The following is a 24617-nucleotide window of genomic DNA, read 5'->3' on the forward strand; positions in this document are numbered from 1 at the left end:
GGTCACCTCGCTTCGGGGTAGGTGGGCAGGAGCACCGGGGCGGCGACCTGGGAGTGCGTCTCGCTCGCGGCGACCAGGCGTCCCGCGTGGATCACGTAGCGGTCGAGGCTGGCGGTCGCGACGACACCGACGAGGTCGGTCCCGCGCACGGCGAGCAGCTCGGCGCGCGCTCCGGGGACGACGCCCGCGACCGGCAGGCCCATGACGTCGCGAGCGCCCGTGCTGACGGCCGCGTACGCCTCGTCGACCGACAGGTGCCCGGCGACGACCAGGAGCATCGCGGTCTCGAGGGCGTCGCTGCGGCCGAGCGGGTTGAACGGGTCGCGGACGTTGTCGGCGCCCGCGGCGAACCGGACCCCGGCGTCGACGAGCGCGCGGACCGCGGTCAGTCCGCGCGGCGTCGCGACGTCGTCGTCCCAGCCCTGCAGGTAGAGGTTGGTGATCGGGTTGGCGATCACGCCGACGTTCGCGGCGAGCACGTCGGCGATGACCTCGTCGCGACGAGGGCCCTCGAGCGTGCCGAGCCGCACGCAGTGCCCGGCGCTCACCGGTGCCTGCCATCCGACGACAGCTCGTGCGAGCACGTCGAGCGTCACGTCGCAGTCGAGGCTCTCGTCGGTGTGCACGTCGACGCCGACACCCGCCTTGCGTGCCGTCTCGAGCAGCCGGGCCAGCTCGACGAGCGCGTCGGGCGCGAGGTGCGGGGCGCCGCCGACCAGGTCGACGCCCGCCGCGAGCGCGGCCTCGTGGTCCTCGGTCGGCGTGAGGTACCCGCCGAGGGTCACCAGCTCGAGGTCGATCAGGCCGCGCAGCTCGTCGCGCACCCGGAGCAGCGCGTGCACACCGCGCAAGGGCTCCGGGCCGGGCAGCAGGTCGACGTGGCTGCGGACGGCCGTCGTGCCGTGCGCGAGCATCGTGAGCGCCTGGGTGCGGGCCCGGTCGGCGATCTCGTCGACCGTCATCTGGTCCGAGTAGGCGTGCCATGAGTCGATCGCGAGCCTCAGGTCGCCCATCGGCGGGCGGATCGCGTCCCAGGACAGCGCCTTGTCGAGGTGCGCGTGCGGTTCGGCCGGCGCCGGCAGCAGGAGGAAGCCGTCGAGCTCGAGCGTCGAGTCGGGGTCGGCCGGGTCGAGCGTCCCACCCGGGACGACCGCCGCGACGCGGTCCCCGTCGAGCTGGATGTCGACCACCGTGCCGTCGGCGAGGCGGGCGTTCAGCAGCCTCTCGAGGCGGCGGGGGAGCATGTGGGGCGCGAACGTGATCGGGAACCTCCTGCGGGGAGCGCGTGGCTCACCCGGGCGGGTGCGCCGTCGCGGGGGTCTATATCTACTGCTGGGTACGCACGCTAGGCACCGGCCGTTTCTCGGGTGTAACGAGAGTGGTCCTTCCACGTCACGGTCTTTGCGCTGCTGTTAACACGGGCCTCGTACGGTGATGCGAACGAGATCTGGCCAGGTGCACAGGAGGCTCCGTGAGCGTGTTCAGCGACATCCAGCGACCCGTTCAGGTGCGCGCGCGCACGGTGCTCGCCGACGGTGTGGTCGCCCTCGACCTGGTGCCGACGAACGGCCGACCGCTGCCGCCGTGGACGCCGGGCTCGCACGTCGACCTGGTGCTGCCGGGTGGCGTCGAGCGGCAGTACTCGCTGTGCGGTGACCCGGCCGACCGTGGGGCCTACCGGGTGGCCGTGCTGCGTGAGGCGGACGGTCGGGGCGGGTCGGTGTTCGTGCACGACGAGCTCGCGGTGGGGGACACCCTGCGGCTGCGGGGGCCGCGGAACCACTTCGCGTTCGACGCCGGGACGCCGACGCAGTTCGTCGCGGGCGGCATCGGGATCACGCCGCTGCTGTCGATGGTGGCTGCGGCCGACGCCTCGGGGACCGACTGGTCGCTGCACTACGCCGGGCGGTCGCGGTCCACCATGGCGTTCGTCGACGAGCTGGTCGCGGCGCATCCGGACCGGGTGCACGTGTACGCGGCGTCCGAGGGGCGCAGGCTCGACCTCGGCCTGCTGGCGTCGGCGGAGGGCCAGATCGTCTGCTGCGGGCCCCGTCGGCTGCTGGACGCGATCGACGAGGTCTCCGGCGGCACCGCGCACGCGGAGCGGTTCGAGGCCCGCGAGTTCGGGCCGCCGGTCTGGGCCGACCCGTTCGAGGTCGAGCTCGCCCTGACGGGCACGTTCCTGACCGTGGACCCGGGGCGCAGCATCCTCGACGCGGTCGAGGAGAGCGGGGCGGTCGTGGTGTCGTCGTGCCGCGTCGGGACGTGCGGCAGCTGCGAGACGCCCGTGCTGGAGGGGGCGGTCGAGCATCGCGACTCGGTCATCGGGCCGGGAGGCGCGAGCCAGACCATGATGATCTGCGTCTCGCGCGCCGCGGGACCGGCGCTGGTGCTCGAGCTGTGAAGCGGCGCCTACCGCCCGACCCTGCGGCGCAGGTCGGCGACGACCGTCTGCTCGTCGGCGGTCTGCAGCACGTAGTCGCGCACGACCACCCGGCCCGCCACGACCACGTGCCGGGGCCGGCGTCCGGGCGACGCCCAGAGGAGCCCTGCGACGGGATCGGCGACGCCCGCGTCGGCCACCCCGGAGACGTCCCACACGCACAGGTCCGCGGCCGCACCGGGACGGAGGTGACCCAGCTCGGGACGGCCCAGACCGGCTGCGGAGCCCGCGGTGGCCATGGTCAGCACCTCCCGTGCGGCGAGCGGGCGACCGACCAGCGGGGCCACCTGCAGCGCCAGCCGCGCGTCGGCGAGCAGGTGCCCGGCGTCGTTGCTGCCACCGCCGCTGGTGCCCAGCCCGACCGCCACGCCCGCGTCGCGCAGGGCAGCGACCGGGGCGATGCCCCAGCCCATCGGCAGGTCGCACCCGGGTGCGTGGGTCGCGCTCGCGCCGGACGCGGCGACGCGCGCGATCTCGTCGTCGGTGACGCCGCAGAGGTGGGCGAGCGTCACGTCGGGCGCCAGCCAGCCCCACTCGTCGAGCAGGTCGAGGGGACGGCGGCCGTACCGCTCCTGCGCGATCGCGACGTCGACCTGCTCGTTCGCCTGGGTGCGTCGGCGCAGCCCGTACCGTTGCGCGACCTCACCCAGCAGCCGGAACGTCTCGGGCTGGTCGCTGTGCACGCCCGCGGGTCCGACGGCGAGCTGCAGCAGCGGCCCCTGCTCGACCGACTCGGCGAGCAGCGACGCCGACGCCGCCGCGACCTCGGGGTCGTCGCGTGCGCTGCCACGCACGAACACCAGCCGGGCGCCGAGCCGCTGCGCCGCCTGGACGGTGCCCCGCGCGATGTCGAGGGACGCCTCCGCGTCGGCGGGCCAGGTCAGGTGGTGGTCTGCGACGGTGGTGACGCCGTTCAGGAGCGCCTCGGCCAGTCCCGCGGCGGCGGCGACGTTGCTGAGCTCACCATCGATGCCGACCTCGGCGTAGGCCGCGGCCATGGTCGGCAACCACGTGCTCATCGGCACCCCGCGCGTGCCGGGCAGCGTGCGGAACGCGGTCTGCAACAGGTGGTGGTGCGCGTTGACCAGTCCGGGCGTCACCACGCAGCCGTCGACGTCGAGGCGCTCGGCGTCCGTCGCCGGGGTCGCGCTCACGGCGGCGTCGACGATGTGCAGGTCGCCGGTGGTCTCGGTCGTCGCGTCGATCACGATCGCTCGTGCGCCGGTCAGTGTCAGCATGGAGGACTTGCTAGCACCCGCACGTGTCGGGGAGGTGACCTGGATGTTCGAGATCGCTGATCGGCTGCTGGCCCGGCTCACCGACGGGCACCGCGTCGCTGTCGCCACGGTCATCTCCATGGCAGGCAGCGGTCCGACCGTCGTCGGCACGTCGATGGCCGTCGACGACACCGGCGAGGCCCTCGGGAGCGTGGCCGGGGGATGCGTCGAGGGAGCGCTGTACGAGCTGTGCGCCTCCGTGCTCGCGGGTGCCGAACCGGGGATCCAGGAGTACGGCGTCACCGACGAGGACGCGTTCGCGGTGGGTCTGACCTGCGGCGGGGTGCTGCGCGTGCACGCACGGGAGCTCGGCGCGGGAGACCTTCCCGCGCTCGCCGCCGCCGCACGCGGGGAGCCGGCGACCGTCGTGACGCCGCTGTGGGGGACCTTGCCCGAGGGGCGCGTCCCCGAGGCCCGCACGGGCATCGTGCGGTTCGCGGACGTGGAGGTGTTCGTCGAGTCGGTCGCGTCGCCGGACCGGATGGTGATCTACGGCGCGCTCGAGTTCTCCGCCGCGCTCGCGTCCGCCGCCAAGGCCGTGGGGTACCGCGTCACCGTGTGCGACGCGCGCGCCGTCCTCGCCACGCCTCGACGGCACCCGGGGGCCGACGAGGTCGTCGTCGACTGGCCGGTCCGGCACCTGGAGAGTCTCGCGCTCGGCCCGCGTGACGTCGTGTGCGTCATGGCGCACGACGACCGGTTCGACGCCGACCTGGTGCTGGCCGCCCTGCGCGGCGGTGCCGGGTACGTCGGCGCGATGGGGTCCCGGCGGACGCAGGACCGGCGGGTCGTCGGGCTGCTGGAACGCGGCGCGACGGCCGAGGAGCTCGCCCGGCTGCACGCCCCTATCGGCCTCGACATCGGCGCGTCGACGCCCGCCGAGACAGCGGTCTCGGTGCTCGCGGAGGTCCTCGCAGGCCGCGCGGGCTCGTCGGGCCTCCCGCTCGCCGCCACGGTCGGTCCGATCCACCGGGCAGCGTCAGCGGTCTAGGAGCTCGCCAGCCGCCACAGACGGTCGGGCGACATCGGCAGCTCGTACGGGCGGACGCCGAGGGCGTCGCGGACCGCGTTGGCCAGCGCCGGGGCGACCGGGTTGTACGGGGCCTCGCTCATCGACTTGGCGCCGAGCGGCCCGAGGTCGTCGACCGTCTGCGCGAACAGCACCTCGGTGCGCGGCAGGTCGACCATCTGCGGCACGTGGTACGACCGGAACGACGCGGTGGTCACGCGGCCCTCGTCGTCGAGCCGGACCTCCTCGAACAGTGCGGTGCCGATCGCCTGGCCGACACCGCCCTCGACCTGCCCGCGCAGCTGTTCGGGGTGCAGGACGGTGCCGGCGTCGACGGTCTGGACGGAGCGCAGGATCGTCACGGAACCGGTCGCTGGGTCGACCGCCACCCGGAACGCGTGCACGTTGAACGCGACGGATCGCGGGGATCCGTCGTGCGTCCCGTGCCCCGTGAGCCCGGGGACCGCGTGCGCGATCTCGGTGAGCGGCACGCCGTCCGCGTCGTCGACACCCAGCACGGAGGCGTCCCCGGTGCGAGGTGCGTCGGACGGGTGCTCGCGCAGGGCGGCTGCCGCCGTGAGGATCTTGGCGCGGAGCTGGAGTGCGGCACGGTGCAGGGCGAGCCCCGCGACGACCACTCCTGCCGACGCGAACGCCCCGGTGTCGTAGCCGGTGACGTCGGTGTCCGACTGCCGGATGAGCACGCGGTCGACCGTGGTGCCGAGCGCCTGCGCGACGAGCTGCCCGTGGACGGTCGTCGTCCCGTTGCCGAACTCCGTCGTGCCGACGCTCGCCTCGTAGCGGCCGTCGTCGAGCAGCCGGACCGCCGCCTCGGCGTAGTGCCCGCGCGGCGCGATCGTGGCGATCATCGCGATCGCCATGCCCTCGCCGACCAGGGTGCCCGGCGGGGCCGGTTCGTCGGCCGACCGGTCGGCCAGGGCAGCCTGCGCGAGGTCGAGGCACTGGTCGAGCCCGTACGAGTGCATGTCGAGGTCGCCCACCTCGTCGGGGTCCGTGACGAGCAGGTGGTCGCCGGGGACGACGACGTTGCGCCGACGCAGCTCGAACGGGTCGATGCCGACGCGGCGCGCGAGCTCGTCCATCGCCGACTCGATCGCGAACATGACCTGGCCGAGCCCGTACCCGCGGAACGCGCCCGACGGCATCGTGTGCGTGTAGACGGACTCCGCGTCGACGCGCTTGTTGGCGCAGCGGTACACCGAGACCGACTCGCTGACCCCGTGGAACATGACGCCCGGCCCGTGGTTGCCGTACGCGCCCGTGTTGGCCAGCACGTCGACCTTGATGGCGGTCAGGACGCCGTCCTCGGTGGCGCCGAGGTCCACGACCACGCGGAACGGGTGCCGGCTGGGCACGATCGTGAACTCGTCGGACCGCGTCATCTCGTACTGCGCCGGGTGGCCCGTCCGCAGCACGGCGAGCGCGACGAGGTCCTCGGTGAGCAGCTCCTGCTTGCCACCGAACCCGCCGCCCACGCGTCCGGTGAGCACCCGGACGCGGGACTCGTCGAGGTCGAACAGGTGCGCGATCTCCTTGCGGGTCAGGTACGGCACCTGCGTGCTGGTCCGCAGGACGAGCCGACCGTCCTCGTCGAGCCAGCCGCGCGTCGCGTGGGTCTCCAACGACGCGTGCGCGACGCGGCTCGTCCGCCAGGTCCCGTGCACGCGGTGGGCAGCCGCCGACAGTCCCGCGGTGACGTCGCCCATCTCGTCGTGCAGCTGCGCGACGACGTTGCGGCCGGGCTCGGAGATGCGCGCCTCGGGACCCTTGTCGCCGTGCACGAGCGGTGCGCCGGGGCGGCGAGCAGCGGACGGGTCGACGACGGCCGGCAGGACCTCGTACTCGACCCGGATCAGCTCGCGTGCGCGTTCGGCAGCGCGCAGCGACGACGCGACGACCGCGGCCACCCGCTGCCCGCGGAACCGCAGGACGCGGTCCAGGACGAGCGTGTCGTCGGGGTCGTCGAGACGGCTCTCGTGCCGGGCGGTCGAGAACTGGTGCGTGGGGGAGTCCTCGTACGTCAGCACCGTCAGGACGCCGGGCGCCGCGAGGGCCGCGGACGCGTCGATCGACACGATGCGCGCGTGCGCGTGCGGGCTGCCGAGCACGGCGATGTGCGTGAGGCCTTCGGCCGGCTCGTCGAGCGTGTACGCCTCGTTGCCGGTCACGATGCGACGCGCCGCCGGTGCACGCACCGAACGACCCGCGTCCTGCCCGGCGAGCGGGTCGACGGTGTTGCGGGTGCCGCGGATCGCGTCGCAGATCGAGCGGTACCCCGTGCACCGGCAGAGGTTCCCCTTGAGCGCCCGGGCGGTGTCCTCGGTGACGTCGCCCGACACTCCCAGACCGGCCACCGTCGTGACGTAGCCGGCCGTGCAGAAGCCGCACTGGAACGCCGCGGCGTCGACGAAGGCCTCCTGCACGGGGTGCAGCGCGTCGACCGTGCCGAGCCCCGAGACCGTGGTGACCGACCGCCCTTCGGCGCGTGCGGCGGGGACCAGGCACGAGTGCGTCGGGCGGCCGTCGAGCAGGACCGTGCACGCGCCGCAGTCGCCCGCGTCGCACCCCTTCTTGACCTCGGTGTGCCCGTGCTCGCGGAGCAGGGTCCGCAGCACCTGCCCGGGCGCGGGGTCGACCTCGAGCGCCTCGCCGTTCACCTCGAGCCTCATGCGAGCTCCTTCCGCACCTGCGACGCGAGGCGCAACGTCTGCGCCCGACGCCAGTCCGGGGCGCCGTGCGGGTCGTCGTACCAGTCGTCGATCGAGTCGATCGCCTCGGCGAGGGCGTCGGCCGTCGGGACGGACTCGAAGGCGAACCGGTGCGGCCGCGGCACGCCCCCGGTGACCGTGGCGACGAACCCGTCCCCTGTCCGCCGTCCGACGACGATCGTCCCGGTCCTGCCGTGCCGCGTCAGCGCCGCGCGCGCGAACGCGGCAGGGGAGGCCAGGACCTCGGGCGACACGACGACCGACCGCAGCACCTCGCCGGGCGCCAGCGCGGTGGACCGGACCCCGGTCACCAGGTCGGTCACGAGCAGCTCGTACGACCCTGTGGGCGTCCACACGACCGCCGTCGCGTCGAGGGCCACGGCCAGGGTGATCAGCGCACCGGCCGGCAGCGCGAGGCAGATGTTCCCGCCCACCGTCGCCAGGTCCCAGATCTTCTCCGACATCACGAGCGACTGCAGGCACTCCAGGACGAGGTGCTGCGAGCGCCATCCCGGCAGCGGCGGCATGTCCGCGAGCTGCCGCAGGGTGCACGTCGCCGCGATCGTGAGGCCGTCGGTCGTGTCGAACGGCGCCCAGCCCAGGCTCGTCAGGTCCACGAGCTCGGACAGGTGCGGCTGGGGCTCGGAGAACAGCCAGGTGCCTCCGGCCAGCGGCGCGCTGCCGGGACCGAGCGACAGGTCAGCCCTGGTACGCGGTGTGCGGATGTGGTCCAGCGAGGTCAGGTCCATGAGGCTCCAGAGTGTTGCTCACCCCGATGACACGGACGTTACGCGGACTACCGTGCGTGCCGGTCAGCCGTCGAACGTCGCGGCGATCGCGTCGGCCAGCTCTCTCGGGTGGCTCAACGCGGCGAGGTGGCCGCCCGGCACGACCACGGGCTCGACGCCGACCCGCTCGCGCGCGACCCGTTGCTGCAGCTCGAGCGGGAAGAGCCGGTCGTCGCGGCCGGCGACCACCGTGACCTCGTCGGGGAACGAGGTGAACGCGCACGCGTCGCCGAACACGGTGTCCGTCTCGGGCGACGGGTGCTCGTTCATGTACGCGACGAGGTCGGCGGGGACGTCGTGGTGGAAGTACACGTCGTCGTCGAACTCCGTGGTGTAGCCGCCCTCGCGTGCCGCGGCCACGAGAGCCTCGTGGGAACCCACGGCGCCCCACCACTCGCCCGCGGTCTCGCCGGGCAGCGGGATCATCGCGTTGACGAAGACCACACACCGGGTGGGCACGCGCTGCCAGACCAGGGGAGCCGTGAACCCGCCTATCGACTGCGCGACGAGCGTGACGTCGCGACGGCCCGCGATGGCCTCGACGACGGTGTCGGCGTACGCGGGCAGGCCGCAGCTCTCGTCTGCTGCGGGCAGGTCGACCGCGAACGCGTCGAACCCGCGTGCGCGCAGGTCGGCCACCACGAGGTGCCAGAGCCAGCCCTGGCCACCTGCTCCTGGGATGAGGGCGATCGGGTGGCTCATGCGGTCCACGCTAGGTGGGCGGCTACCAGGGTGCGACTGCGAGGCGCTCGTCGCCGACGCTGCCCGGCCCGCAGTCGCCCGTGTAGCCGTCGGGCATCCGCGGGTACACGTCGAGCCAGTACCGGTGCGCGAGCGCCTGCGCCTGCGCGGGAGTGGCGCCCAGCGCCTCGGCCATGGCGGCGTCGCGCTGCATCGCCGCGCACTCGGCCTCCGACTCGTCCGTGATGCCGACCATGTGCATCGTCTCGTGGGTCAGGACGTGCACGGCGACGACCTGGTCCTCCCGCGGGTTCTCCTTGCCCGACGAGAGCCAGGAGCGCAGATCCGCGCAGACCCGGTACTTGAGGAGCGTCTTGCGCTCCGGAACGCCGCCCGGACCCCAGCGGACGTATCCGAGCTCCGCGCCGATGTCGATCCACGTCTCGCCCGCCGTCTGGCAGTGCACGCCGACGGGCCCGTCGGCGACCCGCGACGCTGCGCGCTCGAGCGTTCCTTCCAGCCTGGCGTGCAGGGCCAGCGGGACCGCGCAGCCGATCACGATCGCGATGCACAGGCCCACGCTGATCTTCGGGAACGGCGCGACACGGCCGAGCGCGTCCACCCGTCTCAGCATCCAGCGCACCGAGAGGCCCGCCGCGAGGACGAGGAAGGCGACCAGCGTCGAGGTGAGGAACACACCAGTGCATCGGCGCGCGCGATCCTGACCTTCACACGTCCAGCACGGTGAGCACGACGTGCAGCACGTCGCCGACGTCGGCGGCGTTGGCGGTGCGGACGGCCCGCTTGACCGGCAGGACGTAGCCCGAGTCGCCCGGGAAGATCGAGGTGCGCCAGACGATCGGCCCCGCGGTGACCTCGACGCGCAGCGAGCCGAACCCGCGCGCGGCCGGCCCGGCGACGTCGAGGATCTCGTCGGAGACCTCGGGGGGAAGGCTGACGAACGTCCACGTCTCCGTGCGCGCGGACCAGCGCCAGAGAGGGGCGTCGAACTCGTAGGTCACGCAGCGAGACTAGGGGCCGGTCGGGGGCAGGGGGTCGGTCCAGACGTGACCCGTGCGACCGTGCCAGTCGTCCGCGGTCTCGTCGGGACGTCGGCCCTCGGGGTCCTGCGGGTAGTCGTCGAGGCTGTGGTTGGGGTCCATGCTCGGGTCCATGGGCTCGCCGGTCTCGGGAACGATCGGGCGCGTGTCGACGAAGGGCTTGCCGTTCGTCAGCCGGCCGAGAGGGTCGCGTCCGCTCGAGAACGCCGCCGGGTCCTGGCCCGTCAGGAAGTCGAAGCCGGGGTCAGTCATTGGTGCGCTTGAACTTCAGTGCGGTGAACCCGCGGAACGTCTCGTTCGAGAGGACCGCTGCGGCGTGCCCGGTCGAGGCCTCGAGCGCGTCCATGTCGGCGGCCGACTTGACCCAGTCCCAGGAGCCGTCCTCGAGGACGAACGCCCCCTTCGATCCGTGGTCCTTGTCCTGGATGAGCAGCACGATCTTGTCCTCTCCTCGTAGCACAGACAGGGGTGCGGGCGCCGGGTCGAACACCCGGACGTCGTTGATGTCCTCGGCCCAGCCCATGTACCCGCCGTTGAACTTGTCCTCCACGATGCTGAGGGAGTCGTACCGACGGATGTGCTCGTTGAACGTCGAGACGATCACTCCGTCTCCGGCGTGGAACGCCACGTGGCCGTGCTCCGACGCCGTGTCGAACCACACCGGCACGGCGGGCGGCGGATGCCGGTCGCCGGCGTGCTGCGTCGGCGACGCGTTCCAGGCCCCGACGGCGTCGCGGTACTTTCCGTCGACCGCGAAGACCTGTCGCGTGAACTTCAGGCAGAAGCCCGCACCGTCTTGCATCACTCCGCCCACCCGCGCCAGACCGGCATCGACGGCGGCTTGTCCCGTGCGCGGCGGCTCCATGCGTCCCCCATGAGGCGGCTCGAGTTGTAGGCGGCGCCCCTCCGCGTGATGTAGATCACACCAAATGTACGCAATTCGACCACCGGGGTCACGCCCTTTCCTGAGGCGGGCTCACGTCCGCGCTCGGGGACTGTCCCGGGATCGCGTTGGCCAGCTCGTCGCGCGACCGCACGCCGAGCTTCAGGTAGACGTTGCGCAGGTGGTACTCGATCGTCTTCGGGCTGAGGAACAGAGCGGCGGCAGCCTCCCTCGTGGTCCGCCCGGCGGCGAGCATCCGCGCGACCTGCAGCTCCTGGGGCGTCAGGTGGTCCAGCCCGGTCGAGGTGCGACGTTGGGCCGTCTCGCCCGTCGCGCGCAGCTCGTGGGCCGCCCGGTCGGCCCATGGCGTCGCCCCGATCCGCTCGAACTCCGCGAGCGCGGCGCGAAGGTGGGGGCGGGCATCGACGCGTCGTCTGAGCCGACGGAGCCGGGAGCCGTACGCGAGCTCGGTGCGGGCCGTCTCGAACACGTCGAGGGTGTGCGCGTGATACGCGAGGGCGACGGAGAAGCACAGGTCGATGTCGGCGTCCGCGCAGGTCAGGCCCGCAGCGCGGGCGGCGCGCGCGAGCGACCACGGCTGACCCTTCGCCTCCGCCCGCGCAGTGAGCTCGGCGGCCAGCGCGCTCGCCTCGTCGACCTGCCCGAGGTGCGCGAGCGCCTCGACGATCTCGGGAGCCGGTGACAGGTCGACGTCGACCAGGCCGAGGTCGGTCAGCAGGACGTCGAGCGCACGGAACCGGTCCAGTGCCACCTCGACACGGCCCGCGGCGAGCTCGAGCTCAGCCAGCGCTGTCATCGACCACGCACGGAAGAAGCCCATGTGGTGCGCGTCCGCGATCGCCAGGGCCTCCTCGGCGTGCGCTCGGCAGGCGTCCTGCGCGCCGCGACGAGCCTCGACCCACGCCAGCCCGGCGAGGCAGGCTGCCAGGTCCGTCGTCAACCCGGCCTCCCGTGCCAGCAGGATCGCCTCGGTGTAGCCGGCGACGGCGTCGTCCAGCTCGTCGCGGGTCGCCTGGTCGCGCGCGACGTAGAACAGGAGCAGCGAGAGGACACCGATGTCCGTGCGGCTGCGGGTGTGCGCCACGACTGCAGGGATCACGTCCCGCCCGGCCGAGCTCTCGCGCAGGTAGAGCGGACCGACCACGAGCCACGGCGCCAGCTGGGCGTCGGTCAGGTAGCTGTCCGCCTGGGCCATCGCGGCCCGCAGCAGGTCGGGGCCGCCGAGCCCGGACAGGACGGACGCGATCGCGATCGCCATCGTCCCTACCCAGCGGGCGCGCGGCGTCGTGCCCTCGAGGCGTCCGATCCTCTCCGCCGCTGCGGCGGCCGCCGGGATGTCGCCGGCGAACTGCGCGGCCAGGACAGCGTCGGCGAGCAGCGCGATCGCGGCGTCCGGATCGTGCTCCGCGGCGGCGGACCCCGCGTCGACCAGCACGTCGCGAGCTCGCTCGACCGACCCCGTCCGGGCCGCGACGGTGCCGCCGAGCGAGGCGGCACGCACGTGCAGGTCCCACGTCTGCGGGAGTGACGACGCGCGCTCGAGCAGGTCGAGCGCCACGGCAGGGGAGCCCGCGCGCCAGGCGCTCTCCGCTGCCGAGACGAGCCGCTCCACGCGCGCGGCCGGGTCCGGGGAGAGCCCGGCCGACCGCTCGAACCCGGCGGCCGCCACGGCGTGCGCTCCACGGGCCTGGGCGCGACGCGCGGCGTCGTCCAGGACGTCGGCCACGTCGGGGTCCGGCGTCGCGGTGGCCTCGCCGAGGTGCCAGGCGCGCCTGTCCACGTCGTCGGGCGGGACCGAGCGTGCGAGCGCGGCGTGCACGGCTCGCCGGGTCGCGACGTCGGCCTCGGCGTAGATGCCCGAACGGACCAGGTCGTGACGGAACTCGACGTGGGTCGGGCCGACCGTGAGCAGCCCGGCACTCGCGGCCTCGTCGAGGTCGGTCACCGAGACGTCCAGCAGCGCGCACGCCGTGGTGATCGCCGCGACGTCTCCTCCCGCGGCGGCCGCGACGAGGACCGCGGTCCGTGCAGGCCCCGACAACGAGTCCGCGCGACGGGCGAACGTCCTGGCCAGCGACGCCCTGACCGGGACCGGCGCGCCGGGTGGCAGCGCGTCGACGCCGTCGTCCGTGAGCTCGAGCAGGGCGAGCGGGTTGCCACCGGTGGCGGCGAGCAGCCGCGCGCGGGCCGGGTCCGAGAGGCGACGGCCGAGCGCCCCGGCGAGCGTCGCGGCGGCGTCGTCCGCGAGGCCCGTGACCTCGAGCGTCGGCAGTCCCGCCGAGCCCACGATCGACGGTGCCTCGTCGCGCACCGCGAACAGCAGCACGACCGGGTCTGCCGTGAGCCGGCGGGCCGCGAAGCACAGCGCCTGCGCGGAGGCCGGGTCCAGCAGATGGGCGTCGTCGACGATGACTGCGAGCGGCGCGTCCTCGGCCACCCGGCTCAGCAGGCTGAGCACCGCGGCGCCGACCGCGAACCGCTCGCCGCCCGAACCGGGCGTGAGCGCGAGGGCAGAGCCCAGCGCCTCCGCCTGCGGCGCCGGGAGCGCGTCGAGGTGCTCGAGGACGGGGCGCAGCAGCTGCAGGAGGCCGCCGAACGGCACCTCCTGCTCGGCGTCGATCCCCGCGGCCCGCAGCACCCGCATCTCGGCGGCGACGACCGCCACCGCCGCGTCCTCCAGGAGTGCGCTCTTGCCGATCCCCGCCTCGCCGCTCAGGACCAGCGTGCCGCTCTCGCCCACGCGTGCGGCAGCCACCAGCGTCGCGATGACCTGGCGCTCGCGCTCGCGGCCGACCAGCACGTGCCGAGTCTAGGGAGCAGACCAGGGGGGTCCCCTGATGCGATGGCGGTGCGCACCCCGCGAACGTGGATCACGACACATCCGACAAACCTCACCGAGGAGTGCAGCACCATGACCGAGACAGCCGTCCGAGCCCTGACCCAGCGCACCATCGACCCCGACAAGCTCATGTCGTTCGTCTTCCGAGCCGTCGACGAGGTCGGCGCGACGCTGAACACCGCGCTGGTGGTGATGGGCGACAAGCTGGGCTACTACACCGCGATGGCGGACGGTCGGCCGATCACGCCGGCCGAGCTCGCGGAGCAGACGACGACGAGCGAGCCGTACGCCCGCGAGTGGCTGAACAACCAGGCAGCCGGTGGGTACGTGGAGTACGAGCCGGAGACCCGGCGGTACACCCTGCCCGCCGAGCACGCGGTCGCGCTCGCGGACCCGACCAGCCCCGCCTACCTGGCGGGTTTCTTCCAGCTCGCGCTCGGCACCGTCCGGGACGCTCCCGACATCTTCTCGGTCGCTCGTGACGGCGACGGGCTCGGCTGGCACGAGCACAACGGCGATGTCCACCACGGGTGCGAGCGCTTCTTCCGGACGATGTACAACGGCCACCTGCTCGCCGAGTGGATCCCGGCGCTCGAGGGCGTCGCGGCCAAGCTCGAGGCGGGCGGCAAGGTGGCAGACGTCGGCTGCGGGCACGGGGCGTCGACGATCCTGCTGGCCAAGGCGTTCCCGAACGCGACGTTCATCGGCTCGGACTACCACGCCGAGTCCATCGCCGTGGCGCGCGAGCGTGCTCGTGCGGCGGGCGTCGACGACCGCGTGACGTTCGAGGTCGCCCCGGCGACCGGCTTCAGCGGAACCGGGTACGACCTGATCGCGATGTTCGACTCGCTGCACGACATGGGCGACCCCGTGGGTGCTGCCCGGCACGTGCGTGACGCGATCGCGGACGACGGCACGTGGATGGTCGTCGAGCCGATGGCGGGCGACCACGTCGAGGACAACCTGAACACGGTCGGCCGCGCGTACTACGGCTTCTCGACGCTGCTGTGCACGCCCGCGTCGCTGAGCCAGGACGTCGGGCTCGCTCTGGGCACCCAGGCCGGCCCGGCCAAGATCCGCGACGTGTCCACGGCTGCCGGGTTCTCCGCGTTCCGGACCGCCGCGACGACGCCGTTCAACAACGTGTTCGAGGTCCGTCCGTGACGACGGACGTCCGTGAGGCGGACACTGCTCGGGTGAGCGATCACCCGAGCAGGTCCGCGATCCCCGACACGGCGGGGGTGGTGGTGCGCGACGGGGTCGAGCTCGCCTACGAGACGTATGAGAACCCGAGCCGTCCGACGGTGCTCCTCGTCCCGACGTGGTCGATCGTGCCCTCGCGGTTCTGGAAGGCGCAGATCGGCTTCCTCGCCCGGCACTACCGCGTGATCACGTTCGACGGCCGCGGCAGCGGCCGGTCGAGCCGGCCCTCGGGCGCGGCTGCGTACACGGACGGCGAGTACGCAGCGGACATCGTCGCCGTCATGGACGCCACCGGCACCGAGAACGCGGTGCTCGTCACGGAGTCGTGCGGCGCGTCGTGGGCGGTGCACGTCGCCGCCAAGCACGCGTCGCGGGTCGAGGGCCTGTTCGCCATCGCCCCCTCGTGCGGGCTCGACGTCGCGACTCCGGGCCGCGACCACGTGCCGTTCGACGAGCCGGTGGAGAGCAGCACGGGCTGGGCCAAGTACAACAAGCACTACTGGCTGGGCGGCGGCTACGACGACTTCGTCGACTTCTTCTTCGCGAAGATGTTCTCCGAGCCGCACTCGACCAAGCAGATCGAGGACTGCATCGGGTGGGCGCACGAGATCAGCCCGCAGACGCTCGTCGACACGACCGCGGGCCGGATCGGGTGCGAAGGGGCGGTGTGCGAGCCGATCGCCCCGCTCGCCGGGCTGGTGCGTTGTCCGGTCGTCGTGGTCCACGGCACCGAGGACCGCATCCGACCGCAGGCGTTCGGCGAGAAGCTCGCCGAGCTGACCGGGGGCGACCTGGTCCTGCTCGAGCGCGCCGGGCACGGGCCGTCCGCTCGCGACCCGGTGAAGGTCAACCACCTGATCGCGGCCTTCGTCGACAGGCTCCACCCACGCCCGGCGAAGCCGCGGTGGATCCGCGCGTCGGCGAGGCCGAGGCGCGCGCTCTACCTCTCGTCGCCGATCGGCCTGGGGCACGCGCAGCGCGACGTCGCGATCGCGTCCGAGCTGCGCGCCCTGCAGCCCGAGCTCCAGATCGATTGGCTCGCACAGCACCCGGTGACCCGTGTGCTCGGGCAGCACGGCGAGCGGGTGCACCCGGCGTCGGCGTGGCTGCGCAACGAGTCCGGGCACATCGAGCACGAGGCGGGCGAGCACGACCTGCACGCGTTCCAGACGATCCGCCGGATGGACGAGATCCTCGTCCACAACTTCATGGTGTTCGACGAGGTCGTGGCGGAGGGCGACTACGACCTGGTGATCGGCGACGAGGCGTGGGACGTCGACTACTTCCTGCACGAGAACCCCGAGCTCAAGCGCTTCTCGTTCGCGTGGATGACGGACTTCGTCGGCTGGCTCCCGATGCCTGACGGCGGGGCCCGCGAGGCAGCGCTCACGGCCGACTACAACGCCGAGATGATCGAGCAGCGAGCCCGGTTCGCGCGCGTGCGTGACCGGTCGGTGTTCGTGGGCGAACCCGACGACATCGTCGAGGACGACTTCGGTCCGGGTCTGCCGAGCATCCGCACGTGGACGGAGGAGAACTTCGACTTCGCGGGGTACGTGACCGGGTTCGACCCGGCGGAGCTCGAGGACGCCGCGCGCGTGCGGGAGTCGCTGGGCATCGGGCCGGGGGAGAAGCTCTGCCTGGTCACGGTCGGCGGCTCGGGCGTCGGGGCCTCGTTGCTGCGGCGCGTCATGGACGTGGTCCCGCTGGTGCGCCAGCGTGCGCCGGAGGTGCGCTTCGCGTTCGTCACGGGTCCCCGGATCGACCCGGAGTCGCTTCCGGCGTACGACGGCTCGACGGTGCTCGGGTACGTCCCCGACCTGTTCCGTCACCTCGCGGCGTGCGACGTCGCCGTGGTGCAGGGCGGACTCACGACGACGATGGAGCTCACCGCGCTGAACAAGCCGTTCGTCTACGTCCCGCTGCGGCACCACTTCGAGCAGAACCTGCACGTCCGCCGCCGGCTCGACCGCTACGAGGCGGGCCGTCACCTGGCCTACGAGGACGCGCTCGACCCGGAGGGCCTCGCGGAGGCGATCGTCAAGGAGGTCGGCCGCGACGTGCGGTACCGGCCCGTCGCGACCGACGGTGCCGCCCGTGCGGCGGCGATGCTGGCCGACCTGGTCTAGCCACGGCGTCCGCTCGCCGGGCACGCGCTGGACGGGCCACCGGGCGCCCTGACCGCCAGGTGCGGTTACGGTCGACTCGACGCTCGACCACCGACCGCCGGGAGACCGCATGGACGTCGCCGAACTGCTGATCGAGTCGCACAGCCGCGTGGGCGGGGTGCTGCACCGGGCCGTCGGTGGGCTGGACGTCGTCCAGCTGACCTGGCGTGCCGACGCCGAGGCCAACACGATCGCGTGGCTCGCGTGGCACGCGGCCCGCGGCGAGGACGCGCAGGTCGCCGACGTCGCAGGCACCGAGCAGGTGTGGACCGGTCAGGGGTGGGCCGGCCGGTTCGCCCTGCCGTTCGACGACTCCGCGAGCGGGTACGGGCAGACGAGCGAGGAGGTCGGCCAGGTCGAGGTGACCGCCGAGCAGCTGCTCGGCTACTACGACGCCGTGGCGAGTGCCACGGTCGCCTACCTGACGGGTCTGTCCGAGACCGATCTCGACCGCGTGGTCGACGTCCGTTGGGACCCGCCGGTGACGCTCGGGGTGCGTCTGGTGAGCATCATCGGCGACAGCCTGCAGCACGCGGGGCAGGCGTCGTTCGTGCGGGGTCTGCTGCAGCGCGCGACGTAGGCTCGGCCGTATGCGCTGCCCCTACTTCGACGCCGAGCTCTGTCGCTCGTGCACGTGGATGGGCCGACCGCACGACGACCAGCTCGCCGAGAAGCAGGACCACGTGATCGGGCTGCTCGGCGACGACGTCGACTGGCTCCCGCCCTTCGCGGGCCGCGAGTCCGGGTACCGCAACAAGGCGAAGATGGTGGTCACGGGCACCGCGTCCGAGCCGACGCTGGGCATCCTCGATGCCGCCGGCCACGGCGTCGATCTTCGGGAGTGCGGCCTCTACCCGGCGTCCCTGCAGGCGGTCTTCCCGGTCCTGGCGGCCTTCGTCGCGCACGCGAACCTCACGCCCTACGACCTCGTCTCGCGCACCGGCGAGCTCAAGAACCTGCTGGTCACGGAGTCGCCCGACGGTGAGCTCATGGTGCGGTTCGTCCTGCGGTCCCAGGAGCCCGTCGCCCGGATCCGCAAGCACCTGGGCGCGCTGCTCGACGCCCTGCCGATGCTGCGGGTCGCGTCGGTGAACCTGCTGCCGGACCACAAGGCCGTGCTCGAGGGCGACCAGGAGATCCTGCTGACCGACGAGTCGACGCTCCGGATGCGCGTCAACGACATCGACCTGCACCTGCGCCCCCAGAGCTTCTTCCAGACGAACACCGAGGTCGCGGCCGCGCTCTACCGGCACGCGACCGACTGGGTGTCCGGCGTCTCGCCGGAGAGCGTCTGGGACCTGTACTGCGGGGTCGGTGGGTTCGCGTTGCACGTCGCCGCCGGCGACCGGGACGTCGTCGGGATCGAGACGAGCGTCGAGGCGATCGCCAGCGCCCGGCTGTCCGCTGCGGAGATGGGCGCGGACCGGGTGCACTTCGACGCCGGCGACGCGACGACCTTCGCGCTCGGGAGAGCAGCGCCGGACCTCGTGATCGTCAACCCACCGCGGCGCGGCATCGGCGCCGAGCTGTCCGGGTACCTGGAGACGTCGGCGACGAACCACGTCGTGTACTCCAGCTGCAACGCCGAGTCGCTGGCCCGCGACCTCGCCGCGATGCCGTCGCTGCGCCCCGTCAGGGCTCAGCTGCTCGACATGTTCCCGCAGACGACGCACTACGAGGTGCTGACCCTCCTCGAACGTGTCTGACGGCGGTGCGCACGGGAGAAACGACGAGGACGCGGTAGGAATGCGCATGGCCGTCGACCCTGTCCTCGTCGTCGGTGGTGGGCCCGCTGGGCTCGCTGCCGCAGCAGCCCTGCACCGCCGCGGGATCCCTGCCCTCGTGCTCGAGAAGTCCGACGCCGTCGGGGCCTCCTGGCGACGGCACTACGACCGGCTGCACCTGCACACCACCCGGCACCTGTCGCGCCTCGGGGGCATGCCGTTCCCGCGCCGGTACGGCCGGTGGGTGGCGCGTGACGACGTCGTCTCCTACCTGGAGCAGTACGTCGAGCACCACCACCTTCGCGTGCAGACACGTGTCGAGGTCACGCGGATCTCCCAGGGCAACGACGGCCGGTGGCTCCTCGACACGAGCGCGGGGATCATGAGCGCGCCCGAGGTCGTCGTCGCGACCGGGTACAACCACACCCCCGTCCCGCCGGCCTGGCCGGGGGAGTTCGACGGCGAGGTCGTGCACGCGTCGACCTACCGGAACGCCGAGCCCTATGCGGGACGGGACGTGCTGGTGGTCGGCGTCGGGAACACCGGTGCCGAGATCGCGGTCGACCTGACCGAGGGTGGCGCCTCGCGCGTCCGGCTAGCCGTGCGGACGGCGCCCCACATCGTCCGGCGGTCCAACTTCGGTTGGCCCGCGCAGGCCACCGGCATCCTCGTGCGCCACATGCCGGTGCGGACGATCGACCTCGTCGCCTCCCTGATCGCGCGCGTCGAGGTGCCGGACCTGTCGTCGTACGGGCTGCCGCGGCCGACCACGGGGCTCCTCTCGCGTGTGAGCGAGGGGTCGGTGCCGCTCCAGGACGTCGGACTCATCGCGGGCGTGCAGTCCGGACGCATCGAGCCGGTCGCGGCCGTGGCGTCCTTCGACGCGAAGGACGTCGTGCTCGCCGACGGGTCCCGGGTGGCCCCCGACGTCGTCCTGCTGGCCACCGGCTACCGGCGCGGACTGGAACCGCTGGTGGGAGACCTCGGCGTGCTCGACGACCGCGGGGTGCCGGAGCGCTCGATCCCCGGCCTCTACTTCACGGGTTTCACCAACCCGATCAGCGGGATGTTCCGCGAGCTCCGTCTGGACGCCCGCAAGATCGCGCGGGCGATCAGCCGGCGTCGTTCCTGACGCGGAACGTGAGGTGCGTGGCCTCGTCGGTGGCGACGAGGCCGGTGCGCACCAGCTCGGTCGTGCCCGGGTCCGTGTGGTCGAAGAGGCGGACGCCGCGGTGCAGGAGCACGGGGACCAGGTTGATCACGACCTCGTCGACCAGCCCCGCCGCGAGGTACTGCTGCTGGATGGTGGCGCCGCCCATCACCAGGACGTCCCGGTCGCCCGCGGCCGCGCGCGCCTGGTCGAGCGCGCTGCCGATGCCGTCCGTGACGAACGTGAAGGTGTCGCTGGCCATCGGGCGCGGGTCGTGCGGGCGGCTCGTGACGACGAACGTCGGCACCGGGAACGGCACGTCACCCCAGAGGTCGACGCCGATGTCGTAGGTGAGCCGGCCGACGATCACGGCACCCGTCGTGCGGAAGACCTCGGTCGCGACCTCGGCGTCGGCCTCAGCCGGCTTCGTCTCGTTCGCTCGGTCGTCGCCGTCGGACGGGAACAACCAGCGGTGCAGGCGCTCGCCGCCGATGCCCAGCGGCGCCGCCTCCGAGGTGTCCGGCCCGGCGCTGAAGCCGTCCAACGAGACGGAAGAACTGACTCGCACGATCCCCACGATCGACTCCTCTCGACGGACCTCACCGTACGGAGGACCTGCGCGCTCAGGGAATGGTCGGAGCCGCCTGTCCGGCATCTGACCGTCGCAGAGCGACCACCACGACGAGCGGCCACAGCGACTGCGCACCCGCGAGCGCGCGCTCGGTGAGCCCGACTGCGTCCCCGTCCCGAGCGAGCTCCGCACCGAACGCGGCGAGCAGCCCGACGAGCACCGCCGACGCGGTCACGGAGACCGCCGGTCGCAGCACGCCCGGGGAGCGGGTCGGGAGCGCAGTCGTCGAGAACGCGGGCCAGAGCGCGAGCGCCCCGAAGCCGACCGTCGCGGCGATGCCGTGCGCGCGCGGGGCGACGTCCGACGGCAGAGCGGCGACGGCCAGGGTCGCGGCCCCACCGAGTGCCAGGAGCGCACGGCCCGCCCGAGGAACCGGCCGCAACCCAGTCGCCGTGACCAGGTGCGCGAGGCCGGTGATCGCGAGCCCGGCCGTCATGATCCAGGCGTCCGTCGCGGTCGTCGCGGCGAGTGCGCTGATGGTCTCGCGCGTCGGGTCGAACGTCGGCTGACGGGTCGCGGCGAGCGTCCACCCACCGATCATCCCGAGCGGGGCGGCGATCGCGGACGCGAGCGCCCAGCCGGGGACGGTGCGCATCGGTCTCATCTCGTGCTGGTGCGGGACATCCGGACGACACTGGGTTCGTGGCCGACGGTACGCACGGATGGGTCGTCGAGGACTTCGACGGGGCCGACCTCGACCGGGAGCGGTGGTTCCCGCACTACCTGCCCGCGTGGAGCTCGCGTGCGCAGACCGCCGCCACCTATGCGGTCCAGGACTCGTGCCTGCGGTTGTCGATCCCGCCCGACCGGGGCCTCTGGTGCGCCGACGACCACCGGCCGCCCATGCGAGTGTCGGGCCTGCAGACGGGGAACCGGTCCGGCCCGGTCGGCAGCACGCTGGGCCAGCAGCCGTACCGCGAGGGCCTCGTCGTGCGCGAGGCGCAGGAGACGTTCCTGGGCTGGACGCCGTCCGGTGGGCACCTCGAGATGCGGGCGCGGGCCGTGATCACGCCGCGGTCGATGGTGGCGCTGTGGCTCGTCGGGCTCGAGGACCGTCCCGAGAGGTGCGCGGAGATCTGCGTGATGGAGGTGTTCGGCGACGCGGTCGTGCCGGGGTCGTCGGCCGCGGTCGGGATGGGGCTGCACGCGTTCCGCGACCCGGACGTCACCGAGGACTTCGCGGCCGTACAGCTGCCGATCGACGTCGCCGACTTCCACACCTACGCGGTGGAATGGTCCCCGGACTCTGCGTCGTTCTCCGTCGACGGGGCGGTCGTGCGCAGCTGCCCCCGGCCGCCTGCCTACCCGATGCAGCTGATGCTCGCCGTGTTCGACTTCCCCGAGCGGTCGGTCGGTGGCGACGACTCGGCGGTCCCGGAGCTCGTCGTCGACCGGATCGCGGGCGACGGCTGACCGGGGCGACACTCGCCGCCCCGGTCGTCGCCTTGCCCCTACAGCTCCGGGTTCGCGTTGTGCACGAGCTCGAGGGCCATCTCGTTGAACCAGTCACCAGCGGCCGGGTCGGCGTACCCGCGGACCGGGTCGATGCCCCCGTCGGGAGCCCACCGCGTGCACTGGCCGTCGGACTCGCCCGGGATCTTGACCCACAGGAAGGCGTCCACGTACGGGTTGCCGGTGCTGAGCGTCGGCTTCAGGCCGAGGCCGCGGTCGGGCGGGTTGCACCAGACCTGCGGGTCGCCCGAGGGGCTCCCCGGCGGTGCGGTCCACGGGCCCTGACCGTTGCGGCTCGTGTCGATCACCGCGTGCGCCAGGACCTCCGGGCCGCCGGGCGGGTTCGCGGCGTTCGTGACGTTGTCGACGTACCACTGGTCGGTCAGGCCCCACGTGCTGAAGTCGCCGGCCGTGGCCGGGTAGTACTGGCTGCCGCAGTAGTCGAAGTGCCCGACGCGCCAGCCGCCCTCGGCCGGGTTGGTGCCGTACCAGAGGCACTGCGAGATCCACGACGCGTACTTGACCTGGCGCTCCGTGAGCTCGTAGTTGGACACGTTGAGGAAGAACCCGTCGGCCTTCTCGACCCCGGCCTTGTGCAGGCGGTCGGCGGCGTCGCCGGAACCCAGCCAGCCGCTGTGCGTGCCGTCGAGGTAGACGGTCGTGCTCGGCAGAGCGGTGAGCCGGTCGACCGCGCCGTTGAGCTGCGTGAACCGGTCGGGCGCTGCCGTGGCCGGGTCCAGCTCGGCCGGCTGGCACCACTCGTTGTGCGTGGGGTCAGTGATCGGCTTGTACCAAGGGATGATGCCCAGGCCGTCGGGCTCGAGCAGCACGATCGCCTGCCGCTGACCGACGCCCGCCGCGAACGCGTCGATCCACGCCAGGTAGCTAGCCGTGTTCGCGGCCCCACCCGCCGAGTACTGGGCGCAGTCCCGGAACGGCAGGTTGTAGGCGACGAGCACCGGGATGGTGTTGGTGAGCTTCGCCTGCTGCATCGTCTTCTTGACGGCCTTCTTCACCTCGGTCGGCGTCCCGCCGGTGAACCACACGGCCTGAGGGGTGTTCACCATCGTCGAGATCGCGGCCGCGTCGGCCGACTGGCCCGCGGAGGTCAGCTCTGCGATCTGCAGGAGCGCGCCCTCGTCCGGCGGTGGCGTGTACAGACCAGTCCCGGATCCGGGCTCTCGGCCGTTGTCAGCGCTGGCGGGGGCGGCGGCGCCGAGTGAGAGCGCTACCACGGCCGCGGCCGCGAGCAGTGCTAGACGTGTTCGTACCAAGGGACGGGGCACTGAAGTCTCCTACGTCGTTGTCGGATGACCAGTCTCGCGACGACGGGGAGCGCTCCCATCGCCGTCTCCCAGAGCATGACGAATCGGACAGCGCTGCGCAAGGTGTACCGGTAATGCAGAATCCCGCCGAGCGTGGCGCACGTCGCTCCGGAGGCGGTCACGCCCGAAGACGCGCCTGTGTCGCCGTCGCCGCACCCGCACCCACCGGTGGCTCCGACGTGCGTCGAAAACCTGAAACCCAAAAAAGACCCGCACATAGAACAGGCGGTCTAGGATCGTCGTCGAGCTGGACGAGCGTGAGCGACGCGCCGGCCATGTCCAGCGACGTGCAGTACTCGCCGACGTAGCTGCGTCCGACGGTGATGCCCTGTGCCGCGAGCTTCTCGTGCGCCGACCCGTAGAGCAGGTAGAGCTCGCTGATCGGGGTGCCGCCCAGGCCGTTGATCATGAGCGCGACGTCGTCACCCGAGGCGTACGGCAGGTCGGGCACGACGGCGCCGAGCAGCTCGTCGACGATCTCGTCGGCACTCACCAGCTTGGCGCGACGACGTCCCGGCTCGCCGTGGATGCCGACGCCGATCTCCATCTCGTCGTCCCCGAGCTCGAAGAGCGGGGAACCCTTCGCCGGGGGAGTGCAGGCGGTGAGGGCGATGCCCATGGTCCGGGTGACGGAGTTGACCTTCTCGCCGATGCGCACGAGCTCGTCCAGCGAGGCCCCGGCCTCGGCGGCTGCGCCCACGGCCTTCATGACGAAGAAGTTCCCCGCGACACCACGGCGGCCGACGGTCCAGGTCGAGTCCTTCACCGCGACGTCGTCGTTGATGAACAGCGTCCGCACGGTCAGGCCTTCGGCCTCCGCGACCTCGGCCGCCATCTCGAAGGCCATCTTGTCGCCCGTGTAGTTGTTGACCAGGAGCAGGACGCCCTTGTCGGAGGCGAGCAGCTTGGCCGTCTCCAGCACGTACTCCATCGGTGGCGCGGCGAACACGTCACCGGGACAGGCGCCGTCGAGCATCCCCTTGCCGACGACCATGACGTGCGCCGGCTCGTGGCCCGAGCCGGAGCCCTGGATGATCGAGACCTTGTCGTGGTTCGGGGCGTCGGCCCGCATGATCAGGTTGTACTCGGGGACGTAGCGCAGGGTGTCCGGGTTGGCCAGGGCGATCCCCTTGAGCATCTCCGGGACGAAGTTCTTGGGGTCGTTGACGAACTTCTTCATCAGTACTGCCTCCACACATCGTCGTGTTCGGTTGCGTCCTGCCGCCGCGTCGC

Annotated in this window: 22 protein-coding genes; 8 read left to right on the top strand and 14 right to left on the bottom strand. The window is 72.6% G+C overall.

All coding sequences use genetic code 11. The features are described 5' to 3' along the window. Positions 1–2 precede the first annotated feature (2 nt). Positions 3–1244, bottom strand: coding sequence for an amidohydrolase family protein (locus AC1DPN_RS14980; RefSeq protein ID WP_477085565.1), 1242 nt, complete (start codon positions 1242–1244; stop codon positions 3–5). A 227-nt stretch (positions 1245–1471) separates the two neighbouring features. Between AC1DPN_RS14980 and AC1DPN_RS14985 the strand changes: the two genes are divergently transcribed. Next, entirely contained in the window at positions 1472–2404 is a 933-nt protein-coding gene (locus AC1DPN_RS14985; RefSeq protein ID WP_477085566.1) for a PDR/VanB family oxidoreductase, read from the top strand. Positions 2405–2412: 8 nt separating this feature from the next. Here AC1DPN_RS14985 and AC1DPN_RS14990 read toward each other — a convergent pair whose 3' ends face one another. Beyond that, the gene (locus tag AC1DPN_RS14990; RefSeq protein ID WP_477085567.1) at positions 2413–3681 is read right to left on the bottom strand and encodes an amidohydrolase family protein; all 1269 of its coding nucleotides are present in this window, start codon (positions 3679–3681) and stop codon (positions 2413–2415) included. A 43-nt stretch (positions 3682–3724) separates the two neighbouring features. Between AC1DPN_RS14990 and AC1DPN_RS14995 the strand changes: the two genes are divergently transcribed. Then, positions 3725–4711, top strand: a complete 987-nt coding sequence (locus AC1DPN_RS14995) for an XdhC family protein (RefSeq protein WP_477085568.1) — start codon at positions 3725–3727, stop codon at positions 4709–4711. On the opposite strand, the gene AC1DPN_RS15000 is transcribed toward AC1DPN_RS14995, so the two are convergent. The 8 genes from AC1DPN_RS15000 to AC1DPN_RS15035 form a co-directional block, all read right to left on the bottom strand. Then, positions 4708–7419 carry a molybdopterin-dependent oxidoreductase gene (locus tag AC1DPN_RS15000; RefSeq protein WP_477085569.1) on the bottom strand — a complete coding sequence of 904 codons (2712 nt, stop codon included), beginning with the start codon at positions 7417–7419 and terminating at the stop codon, positions 4708–4710. The two genes, AC1DPN_RS14995 and AC1DPN_RS15000, sit on opposite strands and share 4 nt — an antisense overlap. Next, positions 7416–8207 (bottom strand): FAD binding domain-containing protein, encoded by a 792-nt coding sequence (locus AC1DPN_RS15005; protein WP_477085570.1) that lies wholly within the window; start codon positions 8205–8207, stop codon positions 7416–7418. Before AC1DPN_RS15005 ends, AC1DPN_RS15000 begins: the two co-directional genes overlap by 4 nt. Positions 8208–8270: 63 nt before the next feature. Further along, the gene (locus tag AC1DPN_RS15010) at positions 8271–8948 is read right to left on the bottom strand and encodes an alpha/beta fold hydrolase (protein WP_477085571.1); all 678 of its coding nucleotides are present in this window, start codon (positions 8946–8948) and stop codon (positions 8271–8273) included. Positions 8949–8970: 22 nt separating this feature from the next. Next, a complete protein-coding gene (locus AC1DPN_RS15015) occupies positions 8971–9624 on the bottom strand; it encodes a hypothetical protein (RefSeq protein WP_477085572.1) in 654 nt (217 codons plus the stop codon). 31 nt (positions 9625–9655) lie between these two features. Continuing rightward, positions 9656–9949, bottom strand: coding sequence for a DUF1905 domain-containing protein (locus tag AC1DPN_RS15020; RefSeq protein WP_477085573.1), 294 nt, complete (start codon positions 9947–9949; stop codon positions 9656–9658). Between the two features lie 9 nt (positions 9950–9958). Further along, positions 9959–10240 (bottom strand): hypothetical protein, encoded by a 282-nt coding sequence (locus tag AC1DPN_RS15025; RefSeq protein WP_477085574.1) that lies wholly within the window; start codon positions 10238–10240, stop codon positions 9959–9961. Further along, complete coding sequence (locus AC1DPN_RS15030; protein WP_477085575.1) at positions 10233–10853, bottom strand: hypothetical protein; 621 nt, start codon at positions 10851–10853, stop codon at positions 10233–10235. The genes AC1DPN_RS15025 and AC1DPN_RS15030 overlap by 8 nt, the downstream gene beginning before the upstream one ends. 88 nt (positions 10854–10941) lie before the next feature. Next, positions 10942–13692: a helix-turn-helix transcriptional regulator gene (locus tag AC1DPN_RS15035; RefSeq protein WP_477085576.1), complete on the bottom strand. Its 2751-nt coding sequence runs from the start codon at positions 13690–13692 to the stop codon at positions 10942–10944. A gap of 111 nt (positions 13693–13803) precedes the next feature. On the opposite strand from AC1DPN_RS15035, the gene AC1DPN_RS15040 reads away from it, so the two are divergent. From AC1DPN_RS15040 to AC1DPN_RS15060, 5 genes are all read left to right on the top strand, one after another. After that, positions 13804–14895 carry a class I SAM-dependent methyltransferase gene (locus AC1DPN_RS15040; protein WP_477085577.1) on the top strand — a complete coding sequence of 364 codons (1092 nt, stop codon included), beginning with the start codon at positions 13804–13806 and terminating at the stop codon, positions 14893–14895. A gap of 32 nt (positions 14896–14927) precedes the next feature. Next, positions 14928–17063 (top strand): alpha/beta fold hydrolase, encoded by a 2136-nt coding sequence (locus tag AC1DPN_RS15045; protein WP_477085578.1) that lies wholly within the window; start codon positions 14928–14930, stop codon positions 17061–17063. A gap of 109 nt (positions 17064–17172) precedes the next feature. Then, positions 17173–17682, top strand: a complete 510-nt coding sequence (locus AC1DPN_RS15050; RefSeq protein ID WP_477085579.1) for a mycothiol transferase — start codon at positions 17173–17175, stop codon at positions 17680–17682. Between the two features lie 10 nt (positions 17683–17692). Continuing rightward, positions 17693–18808 (top strand): 23S rRNA (uracil(747)-C(5))-methyltransferase RlmC, encoded by a 1116-nt coding sequence (rlmC, locus tag AC1DPN_RS15055; protein ID WP_477085580.1) that lies wholly within the window; start codon positions 17693–17695, stop codon positions 18806–18808. Between the two features lie 46 nt (positions 18809–18854). Continuing rightward, complete coding sequence (locus AC1DPN_RS15060; protein WP_477085581.1) at positions 18855–19958, top strand: flavin-containing monooxygenase; 1104 nt, start codon at positions 18855–18857, stop codon at positions 19956–19958. Here the strand turns inward: AC1DPN_RS15060 and AC1DPN_RS15065 are convergent. Next, positions 19939–20553 carry a dihydrofolate reductase family protein gene (locus AC1DPN_RS15065; RefSeq protein WP_477085582.1) on the bottom strand — a complete coding sequence of 205 codons (615 nt, stop codon included), beginning with the start codon at positions 20551–20553 and terminating at the stop codon, positions 19939–19941. The two genes, AC1DPN_RS15060 and AC1DPN_RS15065, sit on opposite strands and share 20 nt — an antisense overlap. 46 nt (positions 20554–20599) lie before the next feature. Continuing rightward, positions 20600–21202: a DUF998 domain-containing protein gene (locus AC1DPN_RS15070; RefSeq protein ID WP_477085583.1), complete on the bottom strand. Its 603-nt coding sequence runs from the start codon at positions 21200–21202 to the stop codon at positions 20600–20602. Between the two features lie 47 nt (positions 21203–21249). On the opposite strand from AC1DPN_RS15070, the gene AC1DPN_RS15075 reads away from it, so the two are divergent. After that, on the top strand, positions 21250–22020 hold the full coding sequence (locus tag AC1DPN_RS15075; protein ID WP_477085584.1) for a glycoside hydrolase family 16 protein: 771 nt from the start codon (positions 21250–21252) through the stop codon (positions 22018–22020). A gap of 38 nt (positions 22021–22058) precedes the next feature. Here AC1DPN_RS15075 and AC1DPN_RS15080 read toward each other — a convergent pair whose 3' ends face one another. Both AC1DPN_RS15080 and dhaK read right to left on the bottom strand, forming a co-directional pair. Continuing rightward, positions 22059–23345, bottom strand: a complete 1287-nt coding sequence (locus AC1DPN_RS15080) for a glycoside hydrolase family 6 protein (RefSeq protein WP_477085585.1) — start codon at positions 23343–23345, stop codon at positions 22059–22061. A gap of 157 nt (positions 23346–23502) precedes the next feature. After that, a complete protein-coding gene (gene dhaK, locus AC1DPN_RS15085) occupies positions 23503–24564 on the bottom strand; it encodes a dihydroxyacetone kinase subunit DhaK (RefSeq protein WP_477085586.1) in 1062 nt (353 codons plus the stop codon). Positions 24565–24617: the final 53 nt, after the last annotated feature.

This window comes from Cellulomonas sp. P4_H4, from assembly GCF_056400865.1.

What these genes read in the sequence shown, in the direction of transcription:
- AC1DPN_RS14980 (WP_477085565.1), bottom strand. Translation starts at nt 1,244, where the DNA reads ATGCTCCCCCGCCGCCTCGAGAGGCTGCTGAACGCCCGCCTCGCCGAC.
- AC1DPN_RS14990 (WP_477085567.1), bottom strand. Translation starts at nt 3,681, where the DNA reads ATGCTGACACTGACCGGCGCACGAGCGATCGTGATCGACGCGACGACC.
- AC1DPN_RS14995 (WP_477085568.1), top strand. Translation starts at nt 3,725, where the DNA reads ATGTTCGAGATCGCTGATCGGCTGCTGGCCCGGCTCACCGACGGGCAC.
- AC1DPN_RS15000 (WP_477085569.1), bottom strand. Translation starts at nt 7,419, where the DNA reads ATGAGGCTCGAGGTGAACGGCGAGGCGCTCGAGGTCGACCCCGCGCCC.
- AC1DPN_RS15005 (WP_477085570.1), bottom strand. Translation starts at nt 8,207, where the DNA reads ATGGACCTGACCTCGCTGGACCACATCCGCACACCGCGTACCAGGGCT.
- AC1DPN_RS15010 (WP_477085571.1), bottom strand. Translation starts at nt 8,948, where the DNA reads ATGAGCCACCCGATCGCCCTCATCCCAGGAGCAGGTGGCCAGGGCTGG.
- AC1DPN_RS15025 (WP_477085574.1), bottom strand. Translation starts at nt 10,240, where the DNA reads ATGACTGACCCCGGCTTCGACTTCCTGACGGGCCAGGACCCGGCGGCG.
- AC1DPN_RS15030 (WP_477085575.1), bottom strand. Translation starts at nt 10,853, where the DNA reads ATGGAGCCGCCGCGCACGGGACAAGCCGCCGTCGATGCCGGTCTGGCG.
- AC1DPN_RS15040 (WP_477085577.1), top strand. Translation starts at nt 13,804, where the DNA reads ATGACCGAGACAGCCGTCCGAGCCCTGACCCAGCGCACCATCGACCCC.
- AC1DPN_RS15050 (WP_477085579.1), top strand. Translation starts at nt 17,173, where the DNA reads ATGGACGTCGCCGAACTGCTGATCGAGTCGCACAGCCGCGTGGGCGGG.
- rlmC (WP_477085580.1), top strand. Translation starts at nt 17,693, where the DNA reads ATGCGCTGCCCCTACTTCGACGCCGAGCTCTGTCGCTCGTGCACGTGG.
- AC1DPN_RS15060 (WP_477085581.1), top strand. Translation starts at nt 18,855, where the DNA reads ATGGCCGTCGACCCTGTCCTCGTCGTCGGTGGTGGGCCCGCTGGGCTC.
- AC1DPN_RS15070 (WP_477085583.1), bottom strand. Translation starts at nt 21,202, where the DNA reads ATGCGCACCGTCCCCGGCTGGGCGCTCGCGTCCGCGATCGCCGCCCCG.
- dhaK (WP_477085586.1), bottom strand. Translation starts at nt 24,564, where the DNA reads ATGAAGAAGTTCGTCAACGACCCCAAGAACTTCGTCCCGGAGATGCTC.